The sequence below is a fragment of the Duncaniella sp. B8 genome, assembly GCF_005304985.1.
GTDB lineage: Bacteria > Bacteroidota > Bacteroidia > Bacteroidales > Muribaculaceae > Duncaniella > Duncaniella muris.
Map to the genome: position 1 here is coordinate 678,344 of NZ_CP040121.1, position 25,660 is coordinate 704,003.

A 25,660-nucleotide genomic window follows, 5' to 3' on the forward strand; every position below is an offset into this window, starting at 1 on the left:
GCAAAATTACAGGCATATGGTCTTTGGCAGATAATTCTCAACCTTATTTAGTCTTAAATGCTCCCTTATTTAGTCTTAAATTGAAGTGTTACTAAACAATTGTGTGACGGATTATTAGTAACTTCGCATTATGAAACGCTTTAAGACTATCTCGACTACGTTTATTGTTGTCATTGCAGTTATTTTCAGCTGCAATGTCTATTATCTCGTAAGCCTGTATAATTCTATAAGAAGTAATGTCGAACGCGATGTAATGACTGCTTTGGCCGATGCAGATATTGACGACCTAATGTTTCGGGCAGGGAGGGCGCAGGCATTGGCATCAAATGTACAAATGCAGGAAGAAGTTGAAGAGAAACAGGCTCCAAGAAAAGCGGAGGCAACAACATATAGAGATGAAAACGGTCAACTCATATCAGTCCGGACTGAAGCTGACGGAACTGTTATTGAAGAGCGCGCGATGTTATCTGAAAACGCGTCCTATTCCAATCAGATGGTTGATGCTATGAGCCGGCAATTTCACGCTATAATGGATAGATACATCCCTTACGATATGGAGGTTATGGATAGCGTCTTATATAATCAACTTTCCAATAGGTTCATATATCCGGATTTCCTATGTGTGGAAGTTGTCAACAGTAACGATTCCGTGATTTGCGGCAATCCCAAATTCAACGGAGAATCAGGATTGGATTCATTCAGCTTCAATATCAATCCTGACGAGGGAATATATTACAAGGCATATATGACACCACTGACCCGCCATATCCTTTCGCAGATGTTTGGAATCATTATTACGGTATTTCTTCTGATGGTTGCATTCTCTCTGGCGTTTTGGTATCTGTTCCGCACAGTCTCGCGACTGCGCACCATTGAGGAGATGAAAGATGATTTTGTCAGCAATATGACCCATGAATTGAAAACGCCTATTGCCATAGCATATTCAGCCAATGACGCTCTGCTCAATTATGACACAACCAACGACCCCGACAAAAAGACAAAGTATCTGACGATTGCAAACAAGCAACTGAAACGACTTGGCGAACTTGTGGAAAATATCCTTGCAATGAGTATGGAACGTCGAAAAACTATGAAACTCAGACCAGAAGATATACAGTTACGCGAGTTTGTAGAAGAAATCGCCGCAGCCCAGCGTATGAGAGGCGATAAGGATATAACCATCAATGTTAATATTCCTGAAAATACCACCATTGAGGCAGACAGGGCGCACTTGGCAAATGTACTGAACAATCTGATTGACAATGCAATCAAATACTCCGACGAGAGTGTTGAGATAAGTATATCCGGCGACAGCCATGACCTTTCGGTAAGAGATAACGGCATCGGCATTCCGTCAAAATCCATTCCCTACCTGTTCAATAAGTTCTACCGCGTTCCGCATGGCAACCGTCAGGATGTCCGTGGCTATGGCATAGGACTATATTATGTAAAGAGTATTCTCGACAAAATGGGCTGGGATATTGAGGCCAAGAGTACAGAAGGTGAAGGCTCGGTGTTCACTATTAAATTCAGCAAAGATGAGCAATAAGATACTGTTTGTAGAAGATGAGGAAGACCTGACGCTGATTGTCGCCGACACTCTGCGCGGGCAAGGCTATGAAGTTGTCACTGCTGTTGATGGCGTAGTCGGACTTGAGAAATTCAAAACCGAAGCTGCCGATATAGTCGTGGCTGATGTCATGATGCCCAAAATGGATGGGTTCACTATGGCGAAGGAGATAAGGAAATTGTCGCCGACAGTGCCATTGCTTTTTCTCACCGCAAAAAGCACAATAGATGATGTTGAGCAAGGTTTTGAAATCGGAGCCAACGACTATCTTAAAAAGCCCTTTGAACTCCGCGAACTGATAGTGCGGATTAAGGCACTATTAAGAAGATATGGTGACAATCGCACCGAGGATATCCAGTTTGCAATTGGAGACTATACTTTTAACGTAACGACCCAGACATTGTCATTTGGCGACAAAGAAACAGAATTATCTCACTTTGAAGCCAAGATACTTGAACGTCTGGCCACAAATATCGGGAAGACTGTCGATGCCTCAGAACTGATGATTGCCGTGTGGCAGCGCGATGAACAAAGCAACCGCAACTCCCTCCATGGTTACATTCACAAACTACGCCGAGCCCTGCGTCACGACCCCACAATTTCTATCATCAATCAACGTGGGTTCGGCTATATGCTCACCATTAAATGAACCGGACTATGAAAGCTTACATCCTTACATTTGTTATCTGCCTGGCGGCACCGCTGGCGGGTTTCGCACAGCGGGAAGTGCCGGACACAATCAGTCTGCGCTGCGACTCATTGGCTAAATCCATCAATATCGGCGGTTTAGTCAAAAGCGACAATCTGACCTCATACATCGGTCCGACATTTCAATATGCCCCTGAGAGCACCCCGCTCGTCGATAATAGTGCTTCAGCTCCTTTAAAACTGAATATCCCCGATTTTACCTTTGCTCCGGGACAAGCTTCAATCTTCCGGTGGACAAATGGGGAATTCATAGCCTCGGGCGGTACTACGGTATATCCGGGACTGATGCAGATTGACAGTGGTGCTCTCCGTGTATTTCATCAATTTGGTAACTTTGACATATATGTTGGAGGGAAAGTTAACAAGTATGGATTTTTCAGAGGCATACACACTCAATACGGAGTGGATGGAAGCATCACATATAATTTATCTCCGACAACCTCATTCACAGCATTTGGCACATACTATTTCGGCAGACCGCCTATGATTGGCGGCGGACTGCCAATGCCACCAGCAATGGTTGGCTACTACGATACGTCTAAATTCGGAGGGTACGTCAACCAATCGTTAGGCGAGCGATTTGGGGTTCTTGTCGGTGTCCAGACCGTCCAACAGGTGTACATCCAGGAATACCGTCCCGAACCAATAGTTACTCCCTACGTCAAAGTAGGCACCGGAAAGAAAAAAGTAGCAATCGGCCTCCCTGTTGGTCAAATTCTACACGGCATACTCACAAGATAGCTATCTGCAACGAGAGCATAGTTTAACATTTCTCTTTCGCAAATATATTCATCTATTTTGGTTTGGTTCGGGCTTTATATATGCCCGGTTAAACCTAAACCTATATATGGAGGCGGGGCAAAAGAAAATGGCTCCCCATAATTTTCTTTTTCCTCAGCTATAGTTTGAACACAGAATTTGAACACAAGGGCATGAACACGGCGGCTGTCAATGGCGGCTGAAATGAGTTGGCGCGGAGTTGTGTTCATATTTGTGTTCAAGATAAAAGAAAAAGCAGCTACGATTTGTTTCGTAACTGCTTGATTTTTAGGAGGTGGTCCCACTTGGGCTTGAACCAAGGACTCCCTGATTATGAGTCAGGTGCTCTAACCAACTGAGCTATAGGACCGTGCCTTTTGTTTGTGGCTGATGTCAACTGCGGGGCTGACGGGGCCTCAGGCGTTTTGCGTTGCAAAGGTAGGTATTTTTTTGTTTCCGTCAAATATGTCAGGCGCTTTTTTGCTTATTTTTTTATCTGTGATATTATAAGGTTTTGATTTTGACCTGGTTTTCAGATGGATTTATTTTGTCTTCGGCCTGGTTGCTGGGGTTGCTGTCAGGGAGTTTCTACACTTTTCCGGGTTTGTTTGTGCTGTCTTCCTTGATGATGAGGAGGGTGTCGCCGGGCTGAAGGTTGCGTGTGCCGTTGGGGACTATGTAGCGGTTGCCGCGTCGGATCATCATGACGAGGTTGCCTGGGGGGAGCTGCATGTCGCGCAGGGTTGTGGCTTTGGCGAGATGGTCGGGGGTGAGGGTGAGGGTCTGGAGGGATGTGGGGAGTTCGTCGGCGAGTTCTACGCCGAAGTCTTCATTGTCAGGGTTGTCGGTGGAGATCAGGTCGAGGCGGCGGGCGGCTGTGATTACAGTGGTGCCCTGGATGAGCAGGGAGAGGATGGTGATGAAGAATACGATGTTGAAGATCTGTCCGGCTCCTTCTATTCCTGAGACTATGGGGTAGGTTGCGAAGATGATGGGGACGGCTCCGCGAAGGCCTACCCAGGAGATAAAGGCTTTGGACCGGAGGCTGATTTTGTGCAGTGGGGCGAGGGTTAGGAATATGCTCAGGGGGCGTCCGATGAGGATCATGAAGATTCCGATGAGGAGGGAGACGGCGGCTACGTCGATCATTTCATGGGGGTTGACGAGGAGGCCGAGCATGAGGAAGACTACGATTTGTGCGAGCCATGTCATGCCGTCGAGAAATTTGGTGATGCCGCGGTGGTTGGGGAGGGTGGCGTTGCCAAGGACTATGCCGCAGATGTAGACGGCGAGATAGCCGTTGCCGGCGAGGGCTGTGGTGGCTGCGAAGGTGAAGAATACGGCTCCGATCATGAGGATGGAGATCATTGATGTGGCTTGTCCGGTGTCTTCTTTTGACTGGGCGTTGGCGTCGATGCGTCGGTAGACGGCTATGAGCCACAGGGTGAGTTTCCCCATGAGAAATCCGCCGGTGGCGCCGACTCCGAACTGCAGGATCAGTTCAATGATTATGGATCCGGCTGAGAGTTCGCCGCCGAGGGTGATGGTTTCGATGAGGATGATGGTGAGCATGTAGGCCATCGGGTCGTTTGAGCCGCTTTCGAGTTCGAGCATGGGGCGCAGATGGTTGCGCAGGCCTACTTTCTGGCTGCCGAGTATGCCGAAGACCGAGGCGGAGTCGGTCGATGACATCGTTGCTGCCAGGAGCAGGGATGGGATGAAGGCGAAATGTATGTTTGTCCAATCCATGCCGGAGAGCCACCAGATGAACAGTCCGGTGAGCAGTGCGGTCAGGAGGACTCCGATGGTCGAGAGTATGAGTCCGGGTACTATGACGGGGCGTATTGCCGAGAGTCTGGTGCCCATGCCGCCTGAGAAGAGAATGATGCAGAGGGCTATCATGCCTATGAATTGGGCGGAGTGCATGTTGCTGAACTGGATGCCGACTCCGTCTGTGCCGAATGCCATGCCGACAAGCAGGAAGATGAGCAGCAGCGGCAGTCCGAAACGGTAGCTTGATTTGCCTATGAGGACTCCGGCTATCAGGAGAATGGAGCCGATGAGGATTATGTTTTCAGAGGTGATGAGTTCCATAGGCACAAAGTTAGTCGATTTGGCAGAGGTGTGCAAGAGCGGAGTCATGAAGGGTGTCAGGTGTGAACAAGTTCGGTTAGATGTTTGTTTAAACGACATATATCCGGATCTATCCGGGATTGTGCCGCCATATCAACGTCTATACTCCCTATTACTGATAAATTTGGTTACCTGACATGAAAGATGTGAAAGATACACTTTTGGACCGTCGCTCCGTGCGCCGTTATGAGCGTGAGCCGATTACCAACGAGCAGATGGCTTTGATCTACGAGGCTGTCCGCAATACTCCTACGAGCTACAACGGGCAGCAGTTTTCTGTGATTGATATTACTGACCAGGATGTCAAGGAGCAGCTCTACGGCCTGACGGGTCAGAAGCAGATCAAGACTTGCAGCCATTTTCTGCTTTTCCTTATTGACTATCATAAGATTGCTCTGCTCAGCGAGGAGAAGGGGATTGATATCCCCGGTTTTACCAATACGGCCGACGGGCTGATTGTCGGGGTTGTCGATGCGACTCTAGCTATGATGAGCGCGCTGACTATGGCTGAGTCTCTTGGGCTGGGTACATGTCCGATCGGTTATGCCCGCACGGCGGCTCCTGAGGCTGTGGCATCGCTGATGAAGCTTCCCGACAAGACTTTTGTGGTCTGCGGGATGGCTCTCGGAGTGCCGCGTGAGCATCCTGATCTGAAGCCGAAGCAGCCTGTGGACCTTGTGGTCCATAAGAATCATTACCGGCAGGACAGCGAGGCGATGATTGACGAACTGAAGGCTTATGATGAGACCGTCAGCGAGTATAACCGCACCCGCGAGGGTACGAAAAGCGACAACGACTGGGCCGGACACATAGTGGGCTATTACCGGGAGGCTATGAACTACCGCATGTTGCGCGCTCTGCAGCGGCGAGGGTTTGACATCACCCGCTGAGAATGGCCCGTATAGAATTATTACTGTCCGCTAAACTTATTTTGAGCGATTGAAAAATTAGGGCTGACACCTATTGCAGGAGTCAGCCCTAATTGGTTATTTTGGTGTCGCCAAACAATCCATGAATAACCATGAGTAAAAGTAGTAATTTCTTCGGACAGCCGATATATGGACAGCTGATAAAATCACTCAATCGTGAAAAAATTGTTGAATTCAGCCGAAAACACGGCGGAGAGAAGTATGTAAAGAGCTTTGACGGCTATACGCATCTGCTTACGATGCTCTATGCCGTGATCCAGCGCTTCGACTCATTGCGTGAGATAGAGACATCTATGACAGCGGAGGTTCGCAAACTGCACCATGTCGGAATTGATACTGTACCAAAGCGCAGCACCCTGTCGGATGCAAATGCCCGACGGTCAGAGAAGTTCTTTGAGGATGTCTATCGCGACCTGTATGCAGCCAACAAAGACATTCTTTCATCGGACAGCAGACGCAACGGGATAAAGCAGCTTAGGATTATCGATTCCACTACAATCACATTGTTCTCCAACGCTATTTTCAAGGGTGTTGGTCGACACCCCAAGACGGGAAAGAAGAAAGGCGGCATAAAGGTACACTCTGTCATACACGCCAACGAGGGGGTTCCCTGCGACGTGCAGTTCACTTCGGCGGCGACCAATGACTCTTTCATGCTTGCTCCGAGCCATTACAGCCACAACGAGATAGTCGCTCTTGACCGCGCCTATATCAATTATGCCAAATTCGAGGAACTGACGGACCGTGGCGTTGTATATGTCACCAAAATGAAGAAGAACCTAAGTTATGAGGTACTTGTAGACTGTATGCATCAGAACCCGCAGGGACTGATGGAATACCGTGAACAGGTCGTGGTGTTCCGTAAAGACGGTATAAACCACATCGCCAGAATAATTACATACGTTGACATCAAGAAGAACGGGAAGCCAAAACTCATATCGCTTCTGACCAACGACTTCGACATGCCGCCAGAGACAATCGTGGCGATATACCGCCGCCGATGGCAGATAGAGTCTCTTTTCAAGCAGATCAAACAGAACTTCCCCTTGAGATACTTCTATGGCGAGAGCGCCAACGCCATCAAAATCCAGATATGGGTTACACTCATCGCAAATCTGCTGCTGTCAGTACTTCAAAGCAAACTCGAAAGACGTTGGAGCTTCTCAGGACTGGCTACAATCGTCAGAATTGTGCTGATGTATTACCTGAATCTCGAAAAGTTCCTCAATCAGCCCGATGCAGACCTGAAAATCATGCTCGCCGAAGCATCGGAATCGCCTCCCGAAGTTCCTGAAAACTGCTGAGGGGGCTTGTCAAATACAAAAAGTAAGCCCAACTTCTGCCGTTCAGGAAGTTGGACTCGCCTTTTTATGGTTTAGCGGACAGTAATAGTATAGAATAAACAGACGAGGGCGTATCAGATTTCTACAATCTGATACGCCCTCGTCTGTTTATTCTATATTTTCAGAGTGCAGGAGCTATTTTTTCCAGCGCTGGTCGCCTATCGAGAGCTTGTAGATTTCGTGGTTGAGCACTTCGGGGGTCTGCTTGTAGCGCAGAGCCTCCATGATATTGTCAGGGGCTATATGGTCAAGCGCATTGCATGAGGTTGGATTGTGTGATGTGTATGGCGGATTAGGATTGGTGAACAGGTCTGTTGCCATGAGCGGGGTTGCTCCAACCTTAACCACTAAATCATCGGCTGTGCCGTTGTTGTTATTGGCAAAAGCTCCGAATGAGTTCTTTGAAGCAGAGAACGCAACGGAAGAGTTAGTGAATATACCGTTATTTGCAAGGTGTTTGTCTCGGCATCCTACCGAATAGTTGTCCTTGACATCAAACGAGAATTTTCCACTGCCATTGACCAAGCGGATGTCGGCGCCTGAGAAGTAAAGATTACGGGTGTCGTTATCTTCAGCTGCAAGGACGAAGAGATTGCGCTGTACTGACATATAGGACCCTCCGGGAATATAGCGCATGCTTATCAGATGACGGTCTATTGAACGTGTCGAGAAGTTAATAAATGTATTGTTTTCGATGCGTATATTCCATTTTGTGTCCTCACTCCAGTTAAGATTCTTATTATTGTCAGTGACAAGATTCGAGCGAGGTGAGTCATAAATAGTATTGTTGGTAAACTCAAAATTGTTGAACATATTGTTTGTGACATTTCCAGGACCGGCAAACCATGCATATCCTTGGCCTCTGGCATCATAATAACCGCAGTTGTAGAATAGATTTCCGTCAACTTTGACTTTTAGGATGATGTGATTGTTACCCTGCCCTCTGACAAAACCTCTGATGAAGCCTTGGAAAGTACAGTTTCTGATTTCCAATGCCTGTAGAGTGAATGGATTTGCAGATGCCAAAGAGTTAATAAAATAATTAGATGTCACTGAGCCTGAACCGTAATTCTGTGCTGCCGGTGCTGAGAAGTCAATTCCGTCAAACACGATTGGAGCAATGTTTTCAGGAGATTGGCTGTTGCCCGATTGACTCAGTGAGCCGAGCATCATGTTTGATAAGTTCGCAAATCCCACTTTCGCCCTCTTGCCGACGGCATAGTCCTCAGGCCGTGTGGCAAGAGTAAAGCCTTTTGACATCTCTACATTAGAAAATATTGTATATGTTTTGCCACCTTCGAGATAAAACACCTGATTTTCTGCGTGGGCATCATTTGCCATATATTCCGATAGAACGGTGCCGATATCGGCCGATGATACTACGATTGGAGTTGAGGAGTCAATTTTGCTGCGGAATGAGATTGAATTGTAAACGGCATCACACTCCCACCTGATGTTTGAGTTATATGCGGCTACGCTATAGAGAGCACCTTCGTCAAGGTCTGTCAGAGTTATCTCTCCTACTTCGAGATCTGATGCGGTGACAGGAAGGTATTTAACCTCGCCGGTAAGAGAGTTTCGCAGTTTTAGCTTGTCGACAACGAAACGGTTGCCATTCAATTCGAAGTGAGAACGTATCTCTGCTATCTCATCGGCAGAATAGAGCGATTCGTCAAACAATGTATTCAGTTTAAGGGTCACACAGCCGACTCCGGACGATACAAGACTGACGACTGTCGGTACGATGTAACGGGGATATGTCACTATTGACAGGTAATTCCATTGTGGAAGACCGAAATTTATACGGGTAGACCATTCGGAGTGAAAGTTCTCTCCCTTGGGAGATAGTGTGCGTATCGCAAAACTATAAGTTGTGTTATATTCAAGATGTTCGATCAACAGGTCTGAGTCTCCGGCGCCTACGATTGTATCTCCTACCATCTTTTCGCTGTCGGTCCAGTCGATTTCATTGGCGGTGATGCGATATCTGATCTGATAACCAGCCGCATCATCGACCGGACGCCACATCAGACGAATGGCGTTATTGCCGGTTCTCTGCATGTCAAGACATGTAGAGGGCATATATCCGGGCATAAGATAGGTCAGCTCAAAGCCTTTGAGGAGTTCAAGATTGTAGGTCGCTTTTTTCTCACGGTCTTGTGCGAATGAAAATCCACCGTATACGGTAAATGTCTGGGAATCAACATCAAATGCTATGGAGTCAATGTCATTGGTGTGGAGTTCCGGCGAAAGATTCGACTGGCCGGGCAATATGCCGAATTCCTGGGAGGTGACAGGAATGAACTTGTGTATGCGGTCAGTGGACAGTTGCGCGAAGGCTGATGAAGCGCCGAGAGCAAAGGCGCATAATGTCAGTGTCTTTTTCATCTCTTGGTAATTTTAAGTGAATGAGAAGAGATATTTACAATATAGATTCCGGGCTGGAGCGATGCTAGCGAGAGGGTGATCGAGCCGACACTTTCATCTGTGACATCTGCGCCGCACTGCCGTCCGTTGAGATCAAAGACTCTCACATCACTGGATTTGAGTGACTCGCTGCCTGTCACTTTCACAAGATCTCCACCAAGGGGAGCTATGACAATGGCGTTGCCAGACGCAATGATGTCAGCGATGGCAGATGTGGAGTTGGTTTCGATAGGAGCCATGTCCTGAAGATCTTCAACTTCAAACGTGTAGACTGATGGTGGTGCGGTCACTCCGGGTTCTCCGGTTTCCTTTGGCGGGAGCTTTACTTTGAGTGCGGTAGGGGTGAATGTCATTACGGGCAACAGTTTTTCGTCTCCATTGTCGGATGCGGTAAGGTCAAGCACTACGCTGCGGCCATCTTTGAACTTGATTGTCAGTTGTGTGGTTTTGGCCGATGCCGGGAGGCATGTGCACACCGACAACGCAGCGGCAATGATCAGGGGCTTAAATTTAATCATATAAATGACTGGCTGTTTAATTTGGAGGGGTATCAGACAAATAGCAACGCTTCAGCAAGACTATGATTTGACACAGCCTCCGGTTATTAAGAATATTGGATATCAGGTTAAATAAATTGATTGGGCTAAATTATTGAACCCAAAGAAAAACAGATAGGTTTTAAGCAACTCAACAACACTTAAAAATGAATAAGATGACAGAGTTTCGGTATATTAAGTGTGCAAAAGTAAGCATAAAAAATTACCCCCCCCAATTTTGTTAACATTTATTTTTGTTTATTAACTTGGGAGGGGTGAGAGGTAACTATTCAGCGAAAACAAAGGATGCGAAGATATAGCCCGTCAGTTTAGACGAGCGCCAATATAGCATCGAGAGGAGATTGTCCGTTTTTCCAGGCCGTGTCAGCAATGGAATGTAGTGCGTGGAAGGCATCGGCACCGGTACCGGAGCGGAAGCATCCGGATATTTTCTGCTTGACCTTGAGTTTTCGGATTCCTCGTTCCGACGCGTTGTTGTCAGATGGTATGGCCGGATTCTCAAGGAAGTTGAATATGTAATCCCGACATCTGATTATTCCCCGTTTCAACTCATTAAACTCTTTGCGCAGACTGTCAAGGTTCTTTTTGAGCAACTCATCCAGCCTCGTCAGCCAACTGTCTTTAGGGATTACCTCATCGGGTTTCTCATTCCTCAGGTGTATGGCTCCCCGCAACAGTGTCTGCACATCTTTTGCCCAGGTCTGTTTCTTGTCTATATCATTGAGATATTCGAGATTCCTCAGCAGATGAGCCAGACATATCTGATTGTTGAGGAAGTCAATGGCGAAGTACGCTCTGTGGCGGTCTGTCACCGCGACCATATTCTTCAGTGAGTCGCCGAAGCGCTCCTCAAGGACCTTGGCGCCACGGCCGGCTCCACGAAACACTATAGTCAGATACGTTGTCTGCGCAATCCATGACCAGTTGAGTTTCCCATTGGTGTAACATCCCGATTCATCGAAGCCCACTACTGCGGATGCCTTTATCATACGTTCTATCAAGGCAATGGCAGGACGGGATTTTTCAAGCATCTCACGGACGATATTGGCCAGCGTTCCCTGACTGATTCTGACATTGAACATCGTCTCAAACAGCGACTGCAACCGTTCGTAAGGCATGCATTGCACCACACTCAGATAGGTCGCAATGGCACGTATGTTTTTACCGAAGGTAATGGCGTTTCCGCCTCTGCGGCGCGGTGCATAATCACGATTGCAACATCCGCAGCTACAGACTTTTTTATAAAATCTGCGTTCACGATAGATAGGCTGTATCTGAGGCAGGTCTATCTCTTGGCTGACATAATCAAGCTCACCTTCAACACCCGACAAATCGCGCCCGTACTCACTGCAATATCGGGATGACACTTCCTGGATTTCGTCAGGCATCTCCACCTTTTTGCGTGTCGTTCCTTCATGCCCGGATTGACCGCCGACAGGTCTTTCTGATTTCTTCCGCAATGATTTTGTCCTGCGTTCCACCTCAGCCTTTATCGGTTCTTTCGATGGCGGAGTACTGCTGTTGCCGGAGTTCTCCGGCGGCTGTTCATACTTCTCCAGCCGCTTGCGTAGCTCACGGTTTTCCTTAAGTAGTTTATCTATATTTCGGTTAAGCGAACATATTTCGGCATGCTGGGAATCAATAGTTCCCCGTAACTCCTTCAGCTCAGACAATAGCCCTGCCAAAGTTGAATTTATGTCGTTAACCTGTTGTTTCACAGATACAAAAATAGCAATTTTATCTGACATACACAAACAAAACCACTATTATTTTGATGATACTCCCACGGCTCTTTCATTTAAGATTTAGTCTCATTCCCGGAAAATGTGTTATTTTATAGTGGTAGCTGTATGGACGCAGGGATGTTTTAGCCTCTGATTTTCAATAAAATAAATACTTTAAAAATTGGTCAAATGGCAGCTTTTTCGTAACTTGTAGGTGATAATCAAAGAGTTACGCCAAAAAATGAAGCCACTTGACCAAGTCTGTTCGACTGACGCCTATGCGCCTGATCATACCGCAAAAGTACACAATAAATTTGACACAAGGCGCAGTATCATGGAAGAACTTCGAGCGTTTGCCTCATCCGTGCCGGATTTCCGTAGATTGGACAAAGGCAATTTCCGTCACAGCCTCAACGATATCATCATGCTGATGATACTCGGACGTATGGCCGGATGCATCGGACGAGCCGAGATATTGGAGTTCGGCAGATACAACCTCAACAAATTACACAAAATGGGCCTGTTAAGGAACGGCGTACCATCTGAGGCCACGCTTTGCCGTGTGGAGAACGGCATCAACGATATGGATATGGCCGACAGGATGCAGCAGTTCGCAGACATATTCCTTGAAAGACTTACTTGCGCCAGCCGCATCATTGAAATAATCTGCATAGACGGCAAGGCTGAGCGTGGCACCGTCCAGGAAAACGGGCGTAGCCCGGATATTGTCTCGGCCTATTCGTTCAACACCGGCATAACACTCGCCACCGAAGCCTGTCAGGAAAAGAGCAACGAGATAAAGGCCATACCGATACTTCTTGATAAAATAGATGTCGCAGGAAAGATTGTCACAGCCGACGCAATGTCTATGCAGAAGGATATTGTCGAGAAAATCAGAAAGAAAGGCGGAGACTTCCTGATAGAACTCAAAGCCAACCAGCCGTCATTGCGATATGGCGTTGAGGACAGGCTTGCGGGACACACACCGGTATATTCTTACACCGAAGGTCCCGAACTGGCCCACGGCAGGATAGAGACGAGAACCTACCGCGTATATGACGGACTGGACATTATCGCAGACAAGAAGAAATGGGGCGGAAACATGACCATCATAGAGTATGAATCGTCCACAGTCAAAAAGTCAACAGGAGTACACACCTCAGAAAAACGCCTGTACGTCAGCAGTATGCCTACGCATACTCCGAAGCCAGGAATCTTCGTGCGCAACCACTGGTCAATAGAAAGTATGCATTGGGGGCTGGACCACAATCTTCAGCAGGACAATATAAAACGCAAGTCAACAAGAGCCGCCAGAAACCTCGATACCATACAAAGAATAGTTTACTCGGTGTTCTCAATATGGAAAGGACTTCGCAAGAAACAATCGGATAAGAATAAAGGCATAGCCGAACTGATCAGACATATCTCGATGAGCTTTACCAGACTGATGCGATTTTTAAGTCAAAAGTGAAAAAAATAAGATTTTAACGAAGAGATAAACAACTGAAATACAGATATAACAGATTACCCGCTTCAGCTCGAAACGGGTAAGGGCAGGTATACACTTTATTTTATCTTAAATGAAAAAGCCGTGATGATACTCAGAGAATTATTCTAAAATTGTTGCTGACCGACCTGATTGTGTTCGATTCGCTGAATAGTTACGTTGACAACCCTTTGGCAATCGGAGGCTCCTACGAAAACAAACAAGCCATTCGGTGTTCCGGATGGCTCGAATTATGTGTCGAACTTATAGCGTTCGAGATATTATTTCAGTCGGTTTTGAATCCGGGTCAGCGGATTTTTCCGGTGGGCGGAAGGGAGATGTCAAGAGTATAGAGTGGACAGTCTGAACATAAAGAACTTTATGTCGCCGACACCCCGGGACTGTGTCCTGAACGCCTTGATTTTTGCATTGAAGGATTCTGCCGAGGCATTTGTGAGCCTTCGCTCGAAATAGTTGATTATTGTGGTGTTGTGGTTCTCGAAAGTCTCCAGGACTTTGTTGAATTCATTGTTCCTGATGGCCTCCACTTCGTTGTACCATCTGGCGAGATTCAGTCTGGCAACTCCGGCAGAAGTCTTTTCGTTGAATATGTCCACAAGCTTTAGAAACAGTCCGTATGCCTTTTCCGGATCGGGGAATATCCTGAACAATATTCCGGCGCGTATCTTCTGCTGTACGTTCCATTTTGATTTGTGCTTGAGTATGATATGCCGGCTGCGTGCCATTATCTGAGGCATGGTCTCGCCATTCTCCATCCTTTCGGGTTCCCACTGTCCGATCAGTTCGCGTTCTTCTTTTGAGGTTGCATTCTTTCGCCTCCGGCGATGCTCCCTGATTGCCTTGTTCTCGGCATCGAGCACCTCCCAGCGGTGTCGTATCCTCAGCTGGTCAACGGCTTCGGAAATGAGTTGCTGGACATGGAAACGGTCATTGACAAGCGATGCGCCGGGAAACACGTTTCTGACAGTCAGCATCATGGCTCAAGAAAGGTCTGTCGTAACCGTTTTTACCTTAAGGCGCTGCCTCAAAGGAACTTTCCGCAGTATTGCCGACACTGTGTCACTTGACACACCACGGACCATCGCCGCAAGAGCCCCTTTGCCTCCATGCGCGGCCTTGTTGGTCAGTATGGTATAGACATCGCCATTGCTCAGGCAGGTCTCGTCAAGACTCATGTCCGCGCCGAAATTTTCAGGATACAATATGTATTCATCGGCATGGTCAAGCTGGTCCCATGACCGATAGTCGCTGATCACTTCCTTGTATTGCTTGGGCAGTGTCTGTCCGTTCAGACCGTTGCGTTCGGCAAGAGTGGAGATGCTGACGGGAGTGCTCTCAATCTCCCTCTTTTAAAAAAGCGACGAACTCGGCGTTAAGCCTTGTGCCGTCGAATTCGGATACATCCCATTCATAGCTGAATATCTCGCCGGTGGATTTGTCAAGCCACTTGCGCTTCCGCACATGCAGGTATGTGGCACGCCCCCTTATGGGATAATCCTGTATGGTTCGGTAATCACCAAAACCGTAGCAGATTATGTTTTTATTGTACTTGTCTTCGCTAAGTTGTTCATTCTTCTCATCAAGCCAAATGTCGAAACGGCTCTCGCTTTTTTCAAAGCGGTCAATGTCGAAGTTGTCTATCAGGACTTCGGGGAGGATGGATCTGAGTAGTTGGTCTGGTTTCATTTTGCAAAGATAACACTATACTCCGACATCCCCCTTCCGCCCACCGGAAAAATCCGCTGACCCTGTTTTTGCCCAAAGTCGAAAATTCTGCGTAGAAACGCCGGTTGGGGATAACGAAAAGCCTCTGAAATCGTCTGGATTTCAGAGGCTTTCTGCATTTTGATGCTTTGTCTTGTGACCCCGGAGATTTCGGGGTTATTTCATCTGTTAGCACTGGCTATCAAAGAGTTGCAAGCAAGAGTATAGAGCCTACTCACTAATGGCTCACTCCGCTACTTCAATGTTCTTCACCGTTATGATGATACGGTAATGCAAAGGTAATGCTTTATTTCCAATCATCAAAGAGCCAAAGCGTTAAAAGTCCTTCGGACTCACGAGTATAGAAATTTTCCGGCTCACGGTTCAAAATACCAAATCCATATATTCCATAAGAGAATGGCTTTTGCCGACTCACGGTTGATTTGCCGTGCTGTTTTCAGCCGAAAACGCTTCCTGCGACTATCTTTTGACAGCGGTTATCTCATCGGTCAGCAGGTGTAATCAAATGCTGTCGGTTTTGTCTTTTTTGCCATAAGTCAAAAATGGGCTACAAATTCCATGACTATCTTATTCTGTTCTGAAATTGCCGGAGTTACTCCTTTGTTATAAAAATATTGTTCATAGTTGAGGCGAATATCTGCCTGTAATGATTTCTTTCCCAGACTCAATGTAACACCTCCAGTCAGTCTATGCCTTTCAGGATCATCTACTTTGAGATTGCCGGATTCATCTTTCGTACCTTTGCTGTGATCTGACATATAGTCATACCTTCCGAGGAATGATATGGAAGTCAGACCTTTTTTCATCGGAAGTCGATATGCGGCAAATGCGTCAACCGCATTTACAGGCGTGAAAGAGCCGTGGGCATAGTGCTTGCGGAGATATTCCGCCTCGATGTGCCATCTCCGGTTTTGCCAGTAGACCCCTGCATCGTACATCATCACGTTCACATCCCCGGCATTTGCCTTCTGGCAACTGAGTGTGATATTAAATTGCCGGGCAATCATTGTCTGCGCCTTGAACGAGAAATTATAGTTGTTGGTCCAGAAATGTTTTTGATTTGTCAGTCCTGAGCCGTTGAATATACCTCCTTCAAGCGTAATGGGCATACGGTCGTTGAATGTCCACGATGCTGATGCCCCTACATCGCGCACATTGCCGACCTGCTTTGCTATGAAAGAACGATTGGCGAAATACTGTAGATGAGGTGAACGATGGGCATCAATGGTAAACGGCACTCTCATCTGACCGAAGGTGAACTTTAACACGTCTTTAGGTTGCAGACGTATATATGCGTCAAGCATCTTTATAGTACCCTCGTCCGAAAGGTCTATCTCGGCTTTGTATCTTACAATAGGAATCACCTTGCCATCCACGCTCAGACGCGCATTGCGTATCTCAAAGCGTCCCTTATCTATTTGAGGCTCATATTCATATTTGGCCCGGATAGTCCCGTGTATTTCAGGGATAAATGGATTTTTATCCTGAGCCACGGCAGACAATGCAAATACTGACAATGCCGTCATAATTAAAATCCGTTTCATGCTGTCATTGGTTTATTGCTTGTTTTAATGTTTTTGATTGCCTGTAGAAAGGAACTGATAAAGGAATGAAGATAATACAAGAGCATCAGATAGGAATATGAGGGGGCTCCTTCATCAAAATCTTCATGGGTCATCCCTTTGGAATGTATGGCGATGCTGTGTTCGATAAAATCTTTCTCCAAGCCCGCATCTCCATTAATCTTCACTGTATCAACATCTGAACTGAGTATGCTGTCAGCTAATTGAGACAGTCGGACAATCCCTCCACGAATTGTTTCGATCTCACATTTGTAAGAGATAGGTATATAGCCATCCGGGGACGTGACAAGATGACGTGTGATTTCGGCAATCTTGTCCGTAGCCTCAAGCATATATTCACAATATAGCGCAGTCTTGCCGATAGTATCGTCAGTGTCTGCCGAACTATTCCGGACTTTATCGCTGATTATATCAATGGTCTGCGAACCGATTCGATGATTCTTGCATACCGCAATATTATCATTGTTTGAAAGACATTCCAACGCTTTGTCGATAATCGGACCGCATGACTGCATCGTCATAGTCAAGCAAGACTTTTCAACAGGACGGGCGGGGATAAAACAATACATTTCCTTGACCTTACGTCTGCGTATATGCCGTCGCAACATAATGATGATTCCGGCCAAAGCCATTATCGAGAGAACTGTAACGTACATGATTTATAGTATTTCTTTGATACAAAGTAACCGCATTTTTATTTCACGTTTATATCGGAAATATTAGATAAACATTAAATCTATCAGTCAATTACGACATAAAAAAGATGGGAGATATGCACTCCCATCTCAATCTTAGGAACAATCTTTTTTACCTTAGACTTTATGCTGTTGGTACCATGATTTTGGCAGGGCGTGTGCGGAAATCCGAGTCGCGCAGCTTGGCAAACGCCCGCAGATATTTCCTTATTGACGATACCATTTCCTGCGTTTCCTGAAGCAGATTGACATAGACATACAGAACAGCCATTGCCGATGTGTCTCCGTCGCGGAGCTGGTCATGCACACGATGATATGTGTCGGAAACAGTATCCTTTATCTCGTCACAGTGTCGGCGAAGTGTACTTATCATATCTGTATCCCCGCTCCCCATAAGTTTGACGGTATCATTGAACAGTGTACTTATTTGTGTCCGTATCATCTCGTATTCAGTAGTATATTTGGGAGGCAGAGGAAGGAAATTGTTGTCGACATGCTCTTTGCAGACCTCGTTGATGCGGCGCAGGTTGTAAAGTATGCCCATACAGCAGTTGTTGCTGAGATAGAACCAAGTGCTTTTTTCTATCGCCATCTCGCGTGTCAAATGACGCAGACATAGAGTTTCCTTACGGCGGGCGTTTTTAAGCGTGGTTTTCTGGCGGGCGAGACTCGATTCCGTCTTGCCGAGAATCCCGGCGCTCTCAGTTATGAAAGCCGATGTTATATCCCGGTATTTTTCCTCGGCATAGGTCATGAACTTCTCTTGTTGCTCGGTGATATACATCATAAGCAACGGCCATGTCTGTGTTTTATCCTGAGTGGATATTATAGTCTGGAACAGTGCATCACCGTTATCTTCTTGTGTCTTCTTTCTGAACCTCCGGTTGCTGTTGATGATTATGAATATCGTCAAAGCCGCCAACAGAAGCATCACCCACTGACCACCATAGTGCATTGCTGCAACAATCAGTCCTGCGCCGATAAACGCCGCACCCGCAGTAAGAAACCAACCGCCGATTACGGAAATCACGCCGGTGATGCGGAACACAGCACTTTCACGCCCCCATGCCCTGTCGGCAAGAGAAGTACCCATAGCGACCATAAATGTTACGAAAGTGGTTGACAGGGGCAGTTTCAGTGAGGTGCCGAGGGCAATGAGTGCTCCGGCAAGTACTAGATTGACAGAGCCGCGTATGAGGTCGAAAGCCGCACCTTGATCCATAATGGTCTCATCCACATTAAAACGACGGTTGAACCAACGGCGTACTTTCGCGGGTGTGACACGCCTTAACCAAGAAAGGAATGATAAGGTCCATCTTACCAGCCGCCGGGCAATGCGGGAAGAACCAAACATCTCATCGCCACCCTGCTGGCTTCCGAGACCGATTTCAGTCTTGGTCACATTCCGGGCTTTTTTTGACGTTGCAAGTGACACCACCATTATGACTCCGGCACCGATGAGGAAATATATCGGTGTATTTGCCGGGCCGTTAAGTGAATCCATAAGAAAACCTTTGGAGTCCCCTCCGCCGTTAGCCATAAAATCCTGATATGAAGCCAGACCGCTCAAGGGAACACCTATGAAGTTCACAAGGTCATTACCTGCAAATGCCACGGCAAGCGAGAATGTACCCATCAGCACAATTACTTTCAGCACATTAACCTTGCAGACATGGAGCAGTTGCATCAGCACTGTAAAAACTGCGAAACAGGACAGTATGATCAGCGCAGTATTGTTTTTTATCCACGCTTTCAGTTCAGGGGTCATGAAAGAAAGATCTTTAGCCCCTTTAATCAGAAGAAAGTAAACAATCGCAGTTGCACATATACCTCCGAATATTCCTATCTTCCATTTCAGGTTGCTCCGGTAATTGAACGAGAACACCATACGGGATATGAACTGCACCACCGTTCCGAAGAAAAAGGCTATCGCCACCGACAGGAATATTCCGAGAATCACCGACAGGGCTTTCTCCGTGTTAAGCAAGTCATCAAAACCGAGACCGATGCCTCCTGCCATTTTAATCAATGCAACGACAAAGGTGGCTCCCAGCAGCTCGAAAACCATTGACACGGTTGTAGAGGTAGGCATACCCAGCGAGTTGAACACGTCGAGAAGGATGATGTCCGTGACCATTACCGCCATGAAGATGCAGATAAGGTCATAGAACGAAAAATGCTCGGGACGGAAAATTCCGTGCCGGGCAATCTCCATCATTCCGTTACTCATTGCCGCACCGATGAACACACCGATGGAAGCGACAATCAGGACTCTTTTGAATGATGCCGCCTTAGACCCGATAGCCGAGTTCAGGAAGTTGACAGCATCGTTACTCACACCCACTGACAAGTCGAACACGGCCAGCAGGAAAAGAAAAATTACTACGCAAAGAAACAGTATTTCCATTGTTTTCTCAATTACTTATTCTGCCGCAAAGTAACTAAGAAAACATTTCATGATTATTTCAAAATCCTTAACCATTTATTAAAACTGCCGGACTGACAGAGAGTTTAATTGCGGTCAAACCTTATATAGCTCTGTTCGATGGGTTTATACGTCGGGTCATTCCACAGACGGCTTGAAATCATCAGGTCCGCACTTATTCGGTTGCAGGCAATCGGCACGTTGTGGAGACGACATTGACGCAAAAGCATCTGAATGTCCGCCTCGTGGGGCTGCGCATTGAGGTCGTCTATCAGGAATATGGCAAGATCAATTTCGTTTCTTACCACCATTGCCGCTATTTCGGCATCACCGCCCATCGGTCCGGAGTTCATACATTCGACTTGGGCATCCATTCCTGCTTCTGAGAAAGCATTCTTTATAAGCCCTCCAGTCGTGCCGGTACATACCAGCTCATGCTGTGAAAGGTATTGGGCGTTGAATTTTACCCAATCTACCATATCGGCTTTGCGTTGGTCGTGAGCTACAAGCGCGATTTTTAGTTTTGTCTTCATTTTGAGTTTCTTAAAAATGTTATTTTGAACAATAATCCGCCTGAGCATTGAGTTTCGGCGAAGATTTCACCGCCATGAAGAATCACGGCGTTTTTCACTATCGAAAGCCCGAGTCCGGTGCCACCGGCCGCTCGTGACCGTCCCTTGTCAATGCGATAGAACCTTTCAAACAGTCTTGGCAGGTGTTCGGGAGGAACGCCGCATCCGTTGTCGGACAATGCAATTACAACTTTATCGTTGTCGATACTGATTAATTCTATTTTTATTCTGGTTCCTCCACTATAAACAATCGCATTGTCTATAAGGTTGTTGAAAACGGCCTCAAGCAGAGAAGCATTACCGGCCATGATTACGTTATGAGAAACAAAATTCTCAATCCTTATGCCCTTTGTGGCGGCGATTATCTGTCGGTCCTCAACTACATCATTTATTATATCCGTGAGATTAACCAGTTCTTTCAATATAGAGGCGCTTCCGTCGTCCATGCGTGTCAGGAGCGAGACATCGGTCAGAAGCCTTTGGAGCCTTTCTGTGTTTGTAAGACAACGTTGCAGGAACAATATCTGCTTTTCATCGCTCATATTCCTGTGTGCCAGCATCGTCTCCACACTGACCCTGATTGATGCGACCGGGGTTTTCAGTTCGTGGTTTATGTTATTCGTGAGTTGCTTTTTGATGCGTTCCTTTTCAAGCTGTTCATGGAGGGCGGCGCGATGTTCGCTGTCCCTGTCGGCGACAGCCTGTTGCAAACGGGCATAAAGGCGGACAATGTGGTTTGAAATCTCGCCAAGCTCGTCATGAGGGAACGGTTCTGTGTCGGAAATCTGGGCACCGTTTTCCACGTTTTCCGCAAATTTGTTCAGCCTGATTATGTGGAGGCCGACCCTTCGGGTTGCGAAATAGCCAAGTACGCACATCACCATTGTGATAATCCCCATAATCCACAGAAAGCCATAATCGGCTTGCAACAGACCTCTGAATGAAACCGAATACGGCACCGCAGTACGGACAATATTCCCGTCATCGCTCTTTTTCGCCGAGTAAAAATAGTAGTTGCCCGTACTCTCGCTGTGCCGTCTTACAGCATAGCCCGCCCCATGCCGTACGGCATCCCGTATTTCCTGACGGTCAAGGTGGTTGGTTTTAGGCAGGGAATCAAGTGTGTTGTCATATATTATATGTCCTTTGTCGGAAATTACGCTGACACGGATATCGTCAAACGGTTTGAAATCGTCCAGTCTGATATCCGGCACATCGTGTCCCTCACCAAGTTCGGTAAGGATATATGTGTTGATAAGCTGTAGTTGCTTGTCAATCTCCTCCGCCTTGAATTCCTTTTCCCTGTGATACTGAAACACGACAAAGCAACCGACCATCAGCAAGGAATATCCAAGAAGCCACACGAACAGCCGCTGCGGATAGGAGAGCTTATTCAATAAACCCATAACCGTAGCCCGAGCGAGTTACAATATTCTTGCCGTAGATGCCGATTTTCTGGCGTATACGGGTTATGTTCACATCTACAACCCTGTCAAGCACCACAACCTCGTCGGACCATATCTCGTTGAGCAAATCCGCGCGGGTGAAAACCTGCCCCCGGTTGGAGATTAGTTTGAGCAGTATCTCAAACTCCTTTTTGGGCATTCTCACCTCTGTCCCGTCAACCGTGCAGGTCCTGTTTTTTGAAGACAGGACCAGCCCCCTGTATGAAACAAGGTCAGAATCAGTCTTGGCAGGTGCGACATAAGCCGCCGTACGGCGAAGCACAGTCCTTATTCGGGCAAGCACAGAATTAAGAGAATATGGCTTCATGATATAGTCATCAGCCCCGAGATCGAGTCCCGAAATCATATCCTCCTCCGTGTCTTTTGCTGTGCAGAATATGATGGGAACGGAGGCCGTTGCCGGATTCGACTTCATTATGCGTGCCAGTTGAGTCCCGGATATTTCCCCCATCATAATATCGAGGAGTATCAAGTCATAGGCAGCAAGGTTGAGGGCAAGAGCCTCCTCCGCGCTATACGCCATGTCGACCTGATAGCCTTCCGCTTCAAGATTGAATCCAAGGCCGTCACACAGGGCTTCCTCATCATCGACAACAAGTATCTTCTTTTTTGTTTCCATGCCGCAAAATTACTAATAATCGGTTAAATACTATCCTAATGATCAAAAGTTTAATAAAAGTTTAATGACACAATTTATTTCATAAAATCTAAACAAATCTGATAAACCCATGAAATATTAGTTGGCGAATTTTGCAGCGTGAATCAGAAACAAAACAACAATCACAATGAAAAAAGTAATGTCAACTTTTTGGGTCGCACTTGCTTCAAGTCTGACCATTATGGCGGCTGACAGTCCGAAATACGGACAACTTAAAGGCCGCATCCTTGACAATGAGAAGAACCCGCTGCCGGGGGCGGTGGTTATCATTGACAGCAACAAGCTGTCGGCGGTTACAGATCTCGACGGCTTTTTCTCGTTTGCCAACCTTTCATCCGGGAATCATAATCTGAAAGTAACTTATATCGGTTTTCTTCCGGTCAGTAAAACAATCGTGGTTTCGGAAAAATCGACGGTTGACGACATTGTAATGTCGGATACATCACGGGAACTGAATGAAGTTGTAGTGACCGGCGTTTTCTCCGGGCAGCAGAGAGCCATAAATGCCCAGAAGAATAATGTCAATATAACCAATGTGGTGTCTGCCGACCAGATTGGCAAATTCCCCGACTCGAATATCGGAGACGCTCTGAAACGGATAAGCGGTATCAATGTGCAGTATGATCAGGGCGAGGCCCGCTTCGGTCAGGTACGCGGCACTCCGGCTGAGTTCAGTTCAGTGACAATCAACGGGTCAAGACTGCCATCGGCCGAGGGAGACATTCGCAATGTTCAGCTTGACCTTATACCGTCCGATATGATTCAGACAATAGAGGTCAGCAAGACACTTATGCCGGATCAGGACGGCGATGCTATCGGCGGTTCTATCAACCTCGTTACTAAAAATTCGCCACACAGATTTACTGTCGGGGCCGTAGCGGGAACAGGCTACAACTGGATAAGCCGTAAGGCTCAGATGAATTTCGGCCTCACTCTCGGTAACCGTTTCTTCAATGACCGCTTCGGAGTGATGCTTGCGGCCTCCTATAATAATGCGCCAGCCGGATCATATAATACAGAATTTATATGGGAAAAGGATGACGACGGCAAAATCTATGTCAACGACTATCAGATAAGGCAGTATTATGTCACACGAGAGCGACAGAGCTACTCATTGTCGCTCGACTGGAAGTTCAATGACTTCAACAAGGTCTGGTTCAAGGGTATTTTCAACAACCGCAATGATTGGGAAAACCGTTACAGGACAACACTCAAAGACATTACGCCCGAAGGGAAAGCCGATGTGCGTGTCCAGACAAAAGGAGGTTCGGGTGACGAACGAAACGCCCGTCTTGAACGCCAACGGACAATGGATTTCACTTTGGGAGGTGAAAACCGTTTAGGTATCCTTGGCATGGACTGGAAACTGGGATATGCACGGGCTACGGAGAAACGCCCGAATGAGAGATACATCGACTACCGTCTCAAATCGCAGAGGTTCAGTTTCGACCTGAGTAATCCGAGAGAGCCATTTGCCACTCCCGATGAAGGATATACAATGACCTTGAATGATGACTTTTCGCTCAAAGAGCTTACACAGCAGCAGGAGGATATTGTGGAGCAGGACTTCAAGGCGGCACTGGATTTCAAGGCCCGACTTAGCGAACGCTCAAAAATCAAGTTTGGATGCAAGTTCGTGAACAAGACAAAAGATAAGGAGATAGACTATTACGAATACACTCCGCTTGACAAAAAGGCATTTAACGCAGATGCGCTTGCACATACCACAGACCAAAGTACCGACAGATTCATGCCTTCCTCAAAATATCAGGCCGGCACATTCGTTGACAAGAAATTTCTTGGCTCCCTCAATCTTGACGATTCCAATTTGTTTGAACGAGAGCAAATTGCAGAGGAACTTGCGGGCAATTTCCATGCGAGGGAGAATGTGGCATCAGGTTATGTGCGTATTGATTCCAGACTTTCCGACCACCTTAACTTTATGGGCGGTCTGCGTGTCGAGAACACATCACTGCGTTACATAGGCAGAAATTACGATGATGAATCCAACAGCGTCTCCAAGACCGAGCCTGAGACTTCAAATTATATAAATTTCCTCCCCTCATTATTATTGAAATGGGACATCAACAAGGATTTCATGCTGCGTGCCGGTTATAACCAGTCCATATCCCGGCCAAAATATTCCGCACTCGTTCCCGGCATGAATATCAAACGTGGCGACAATGAGATAAGGATCGGGAATCCCGGTCTGAGAGCAACGACATCTCACAATATCGACCTCAACGCTGAATATTACTGGAAATCAATCGGACTTGTGTCCGCCGGAATTTTCTATAAAAGAATAGAAGGATTCATCGTGGACGAAGTGGCATACAACAAGGAGTATCAGGGTACTGTCTGGACTAAGTTCACACAACCTAAAAACGGTGGAAACGCTAATCTTTTCGGAGTGGAAATGGCATGGCAGCGCGATTTCAGTTTCATCACACCGGCGATGAAGTGTCTCGGACTTTACGCTACATACACCTATACCCACTCACGCATTACCGACTTCAACTTCGAGGGTCGTGAAAACGAGAAAGGCCTTAGCTTGCCCGGTTCTCCCGAGCATACAGCCAATCTCTCGCTATATTTCGACAAGTGCGGTTTCTCCGCAAGAGCCTCATTCAACTATGCCTCGGCATTTATCGATGAAATGGGCGCAAGTTCGTTCTACGACCGATACTATGATGCCGTGAAATATCTGGACCTGAACGTCAGCTACACATTCGGGCGCAAAACAAAAATAACCGTATATGCCGACTGCAATAACCTCCTCAACCAGCCTCTGCGCTATTATCAAGGTAGCAAGGACTACACGATGCAGCAGGAATATTACGGAGTGAAACTCAACGGCGGTGTAAAAGTAACATTCTAAA

18 protein-coding genes, 1 tRNA gene and 1 pseudogene are annotated in these 25,660 nt (G+C 46.9%); 7 read left to right on the forward strand and 13 right to left on the reverse strand.

Features of this window, described 5'->3' with window-relative positions; translation table 11 throughout:
• Positions 1-130 precede the first annotated feature (130 nt).
• The 3 genes from FDZ78_RS03195 to FDZ78_RS03205 are packed head-to-tail and all read left to right on the forward strand — an operon-like array spanning position 131 to position 3,019.
• Positions 131-1,549 carry a HAMP domain-containing sensor histidine kinase gene (locus tag FDZ78_RS03195; protein ID WP_136409072.1) on the forward strand — a complete coding sequence of 473 codons (1,419 nt, stop codon included), beginning with the start codon at positions 131-133 and terminating at the stop codon, positions 1,547-1,549.
• The gene (locus FDZ78_RS03200; RefSeq protein ID WP_136409073.1) at positions 1,539-2,219 is read left to right on the forward strand and encodes a response regulator transcription factor; all 681 of its coding nucleotides are present in this window, start codon (positions 1,539-1,541) and stop codon (positions 2,217-2,219) included. The genes FDZ78_RS03195 and FDZ78_RS03200 overlap by 11 nt, the downstream gene beginning before the upstream one ends.
• An 8-nt stretch (positions 2,220-2,227) precedes the next feature.
• A complete protein-coding gene (locus FDZ78_RS03205) occupies positions 2,228-3,019 on the forward strand; it encodes a hypothetical protein (protein ID WP_136409074.1) in 792 nt (263 codons plus the stop codon).
• Positions 3,020-3,333: 314 nt separating this feature from the next.
• Here FDZ78_RS03205 and FDZ78_RS03210 read toward each other — a convergent pair.
• A tRNA-Ile gene (locus FDZ78_RS03210) sits at positions 3,334-3,407 on the reverse strand.
• Between the two features lie 218 nt (positions 3,408-3,625).
• Positions 3,626-5,179, reverse strand: coding sequence for a potassium/proton antiporter (locus FDZ78_RS03215; RefSeq protein ID WP_240740326.1), 1,554 nt, complete (start codon positions 5,177-5,179; stop codon positions 3,626-3,628).
• Positions 5,180-5,307: 128 nt separating this feature from the next.
• Between FDZ78_RS03215 and FDZ78_RS03220 the strand changes: the two genes are divergently transcribed.
• Together FDZ78_RS03220 and FDZ78_RS03225 are read left to right on the forward strand one after the other, a co-directional pair.
• The gene (locus tag FDZ78_RS03220) at positions 5,308-6,060 is read left to right on the forward strand and encodes a nitroreductase family protein (RefSeq protein ID WP_124076309.1); all 753 of its coding nucleotides are present in this window, start codon (positions 5,308-5,310) and stop codon (positions 6,058-6,060) included.
• Between the two features lie 131 nt (positions 6,061-6,191).
• A complete protein-coding gene (locus FDZ78_RS03225) occupies positions 6,192-7,403 on the forward strand; it encodes an IS4 family transposase (RefSeq protein WP_136409075.1) in 1,212 nt (403 codons plus the stop codon).
• 174 nt (positions 7,404-7,577) lie between these two features.
• Here the strand turns inward: FDZ78_RS03225 and FDZ78_RS03230 are convergent, their stop codons facing one another.
• The 3 genes from FDZ78_RS03230 to FDZ78_RS03240 all read right to left on the reverse strand — a co-directional run bounded on the left by FDZ78_RS03230 (position 7,578) and on the right by FDZ78_RS03240 (position 12,099).
• Complete coding sequence (locus tag FDZ78_RS03230) at positions 7,578-9,830, reverse strand: hypothetical protein (protein ID WP_124076461.1); 2,253 nt, start codon at positions 9,828-9,830, stop codon at positions 7,578-7,580.
• On the reverse strand, positions 9,827-10,387 hold the full coding sequence (locus tag FDZ78_RS03235) for a T9SS type A sorting domain-containing protein (protein WP_136409076.1): 561 nt from the start codon (positions 10,385-10,387) through the stop codon (positions 9,827-9,829). The genes FDZ78_RS03230 and FDZ78_RS03235 overlap by 4 nt, the downstream gene beginning before the upstream one ends.
• Before the next feature lie 347 nt (positions 10,388-10,734).
• A complete protein-coding gene (locus FDZ78_RS03240; RefSeq protein ID WP_240743522.1) occupies positions 10,735-12,099 on the reverse strand; it encodes an IS66 family transposase in 1,365 nt (454 codons plus the stop codon).
• 292 nt (positions 12,100-12,391) lie between these two features.
• Between FDZ78_RS03240 and FDZ78_RS03245 the strand changes: the two genes are divergently transcribed.
• Positions 12,392-13,621: an ISAs1 family transposase gene (locus FDZ78_RS03245; protein WP_240740327.1), complete on the forward strand. Its 1,230-nt coding sequence runs from the start codon at positions 12,392-12,394 to the stop codon at positions 13,619-13,621.
• A 356-nt stretch (positions 13,622-13,977) separates the two neighbouring features.
• Here the strand turns inward: FDZ78_RS03245 and FDZ78_RS14770 are convergent.
• The 8 genes and pseudogenes from FDZ78_RS14770 to FDZ78_RS03285 form a co-directional block, all read right to left on the reverse strand.
• Positions 13,978-14,859 (reverse strand): annotated as a pseudogene (locus tag FDZ78_RS14770) (transposase).
• Between the two features lie 133 nt (positions 14,860-14,992).
• Positions 14,993-15,343, reverse strand: a complete 351-nt coding sequence (locus FDZ78_RS03255; RefSeq protein WP_107032970.1) for a transposase family protein — start codon at positions 15,341-15,343, stop codon at positions 14,993-14,995.
• Positions 15,344-15,918: 575 nt separating this feature from the next.
• A complete protein-coding gene (locus FDZ78_RS03260; RefSeq protein WP_124075910.1) occupies positions 15,919-16,926 on the reverse strand; it encodes a porin in 1,008 nt (335 codons plus the stop codon).
• Entirely contained in the window at positions 16,923-17,621 is a 699-nt protein-coding gene (locus FDZ78_RS03265; protein ID WP_136409077.1) for a hypothetical protein, read from the reverse strand. Before FDZ78_RS03265 ends, FDZ78_RS03260 begins: the two co-directional genes overlap by 4 nt.
• Before the next feature lie 163 nt (positions 17,622-17,784).
• A complete protein-coding gene (locus FDZ78_RS03270; RefSeq protein WP_124075908.1) occupies positions 17,785-20,067 on the reverse strand; it encodes an inorganic phosphate transporter in 2,283 nt (760 codons plus the stop codon).
• A 104-nt stretch (positions 20,068-20,171) separates the two neighbouring features.
• Entirely contained in the window at positions 20,172-20,618 is a 447-nt protein-coding gene (locus FDZ78_RS03275; protein ID WP_124075907.1) for a methylglyoxal synthase, read from the reverse strand.
• Positions 20,615-22,063 (reverse strand): cell wall metabolism sensor histidine kinase WalK, encoded by a 1,449-nt coding sequence (locus FDZ78_RS03280; protein WP_136409078.1) that lies wholly within the window; start codon positions 22,061-22,063, stop codon positions 20,615-20,617. The genes FDZ78_RS03275 and FDZ78_RS03280 overlap by 4 nt, the downstream gene beginning before the upstream one ends.
• Positions 22,047-22,742 carry a response regulator transcription factor gene (locus FDZ78_RS03285; RefSeq protein ID WP_136409079.1) on the reverse strand — a complete coding sequence of 232 codons (696 nt, stop codon included), beginning with the start codon at positions 22,740-22,742 and terminating at the stop codon, positions 22,047-22,049. Before FDZ78_RS03285 ends, FDZ78_RS03280 begins: the two co-directional genes overlap by 17 nt.
• Positions 22,743-22,908: 166 nt before the next feature.
• Between FDZ78_RS03285 and FDZ78_RS03290 the strand changes: the two genes are divergently transcribed.
• On the forward strand, positions 22,909-25,659 hold the full coding sequence (locus FDZ78_RS03290; RefSeq protein WP_136409080.1) for a TonB-dependent receptor: 2,751 nt from the start codon (positions 22,909-22,911) through the stop codon (positions 25,657-25,659).
• Position 25,660: the final 1 nt, after the last annotated feature.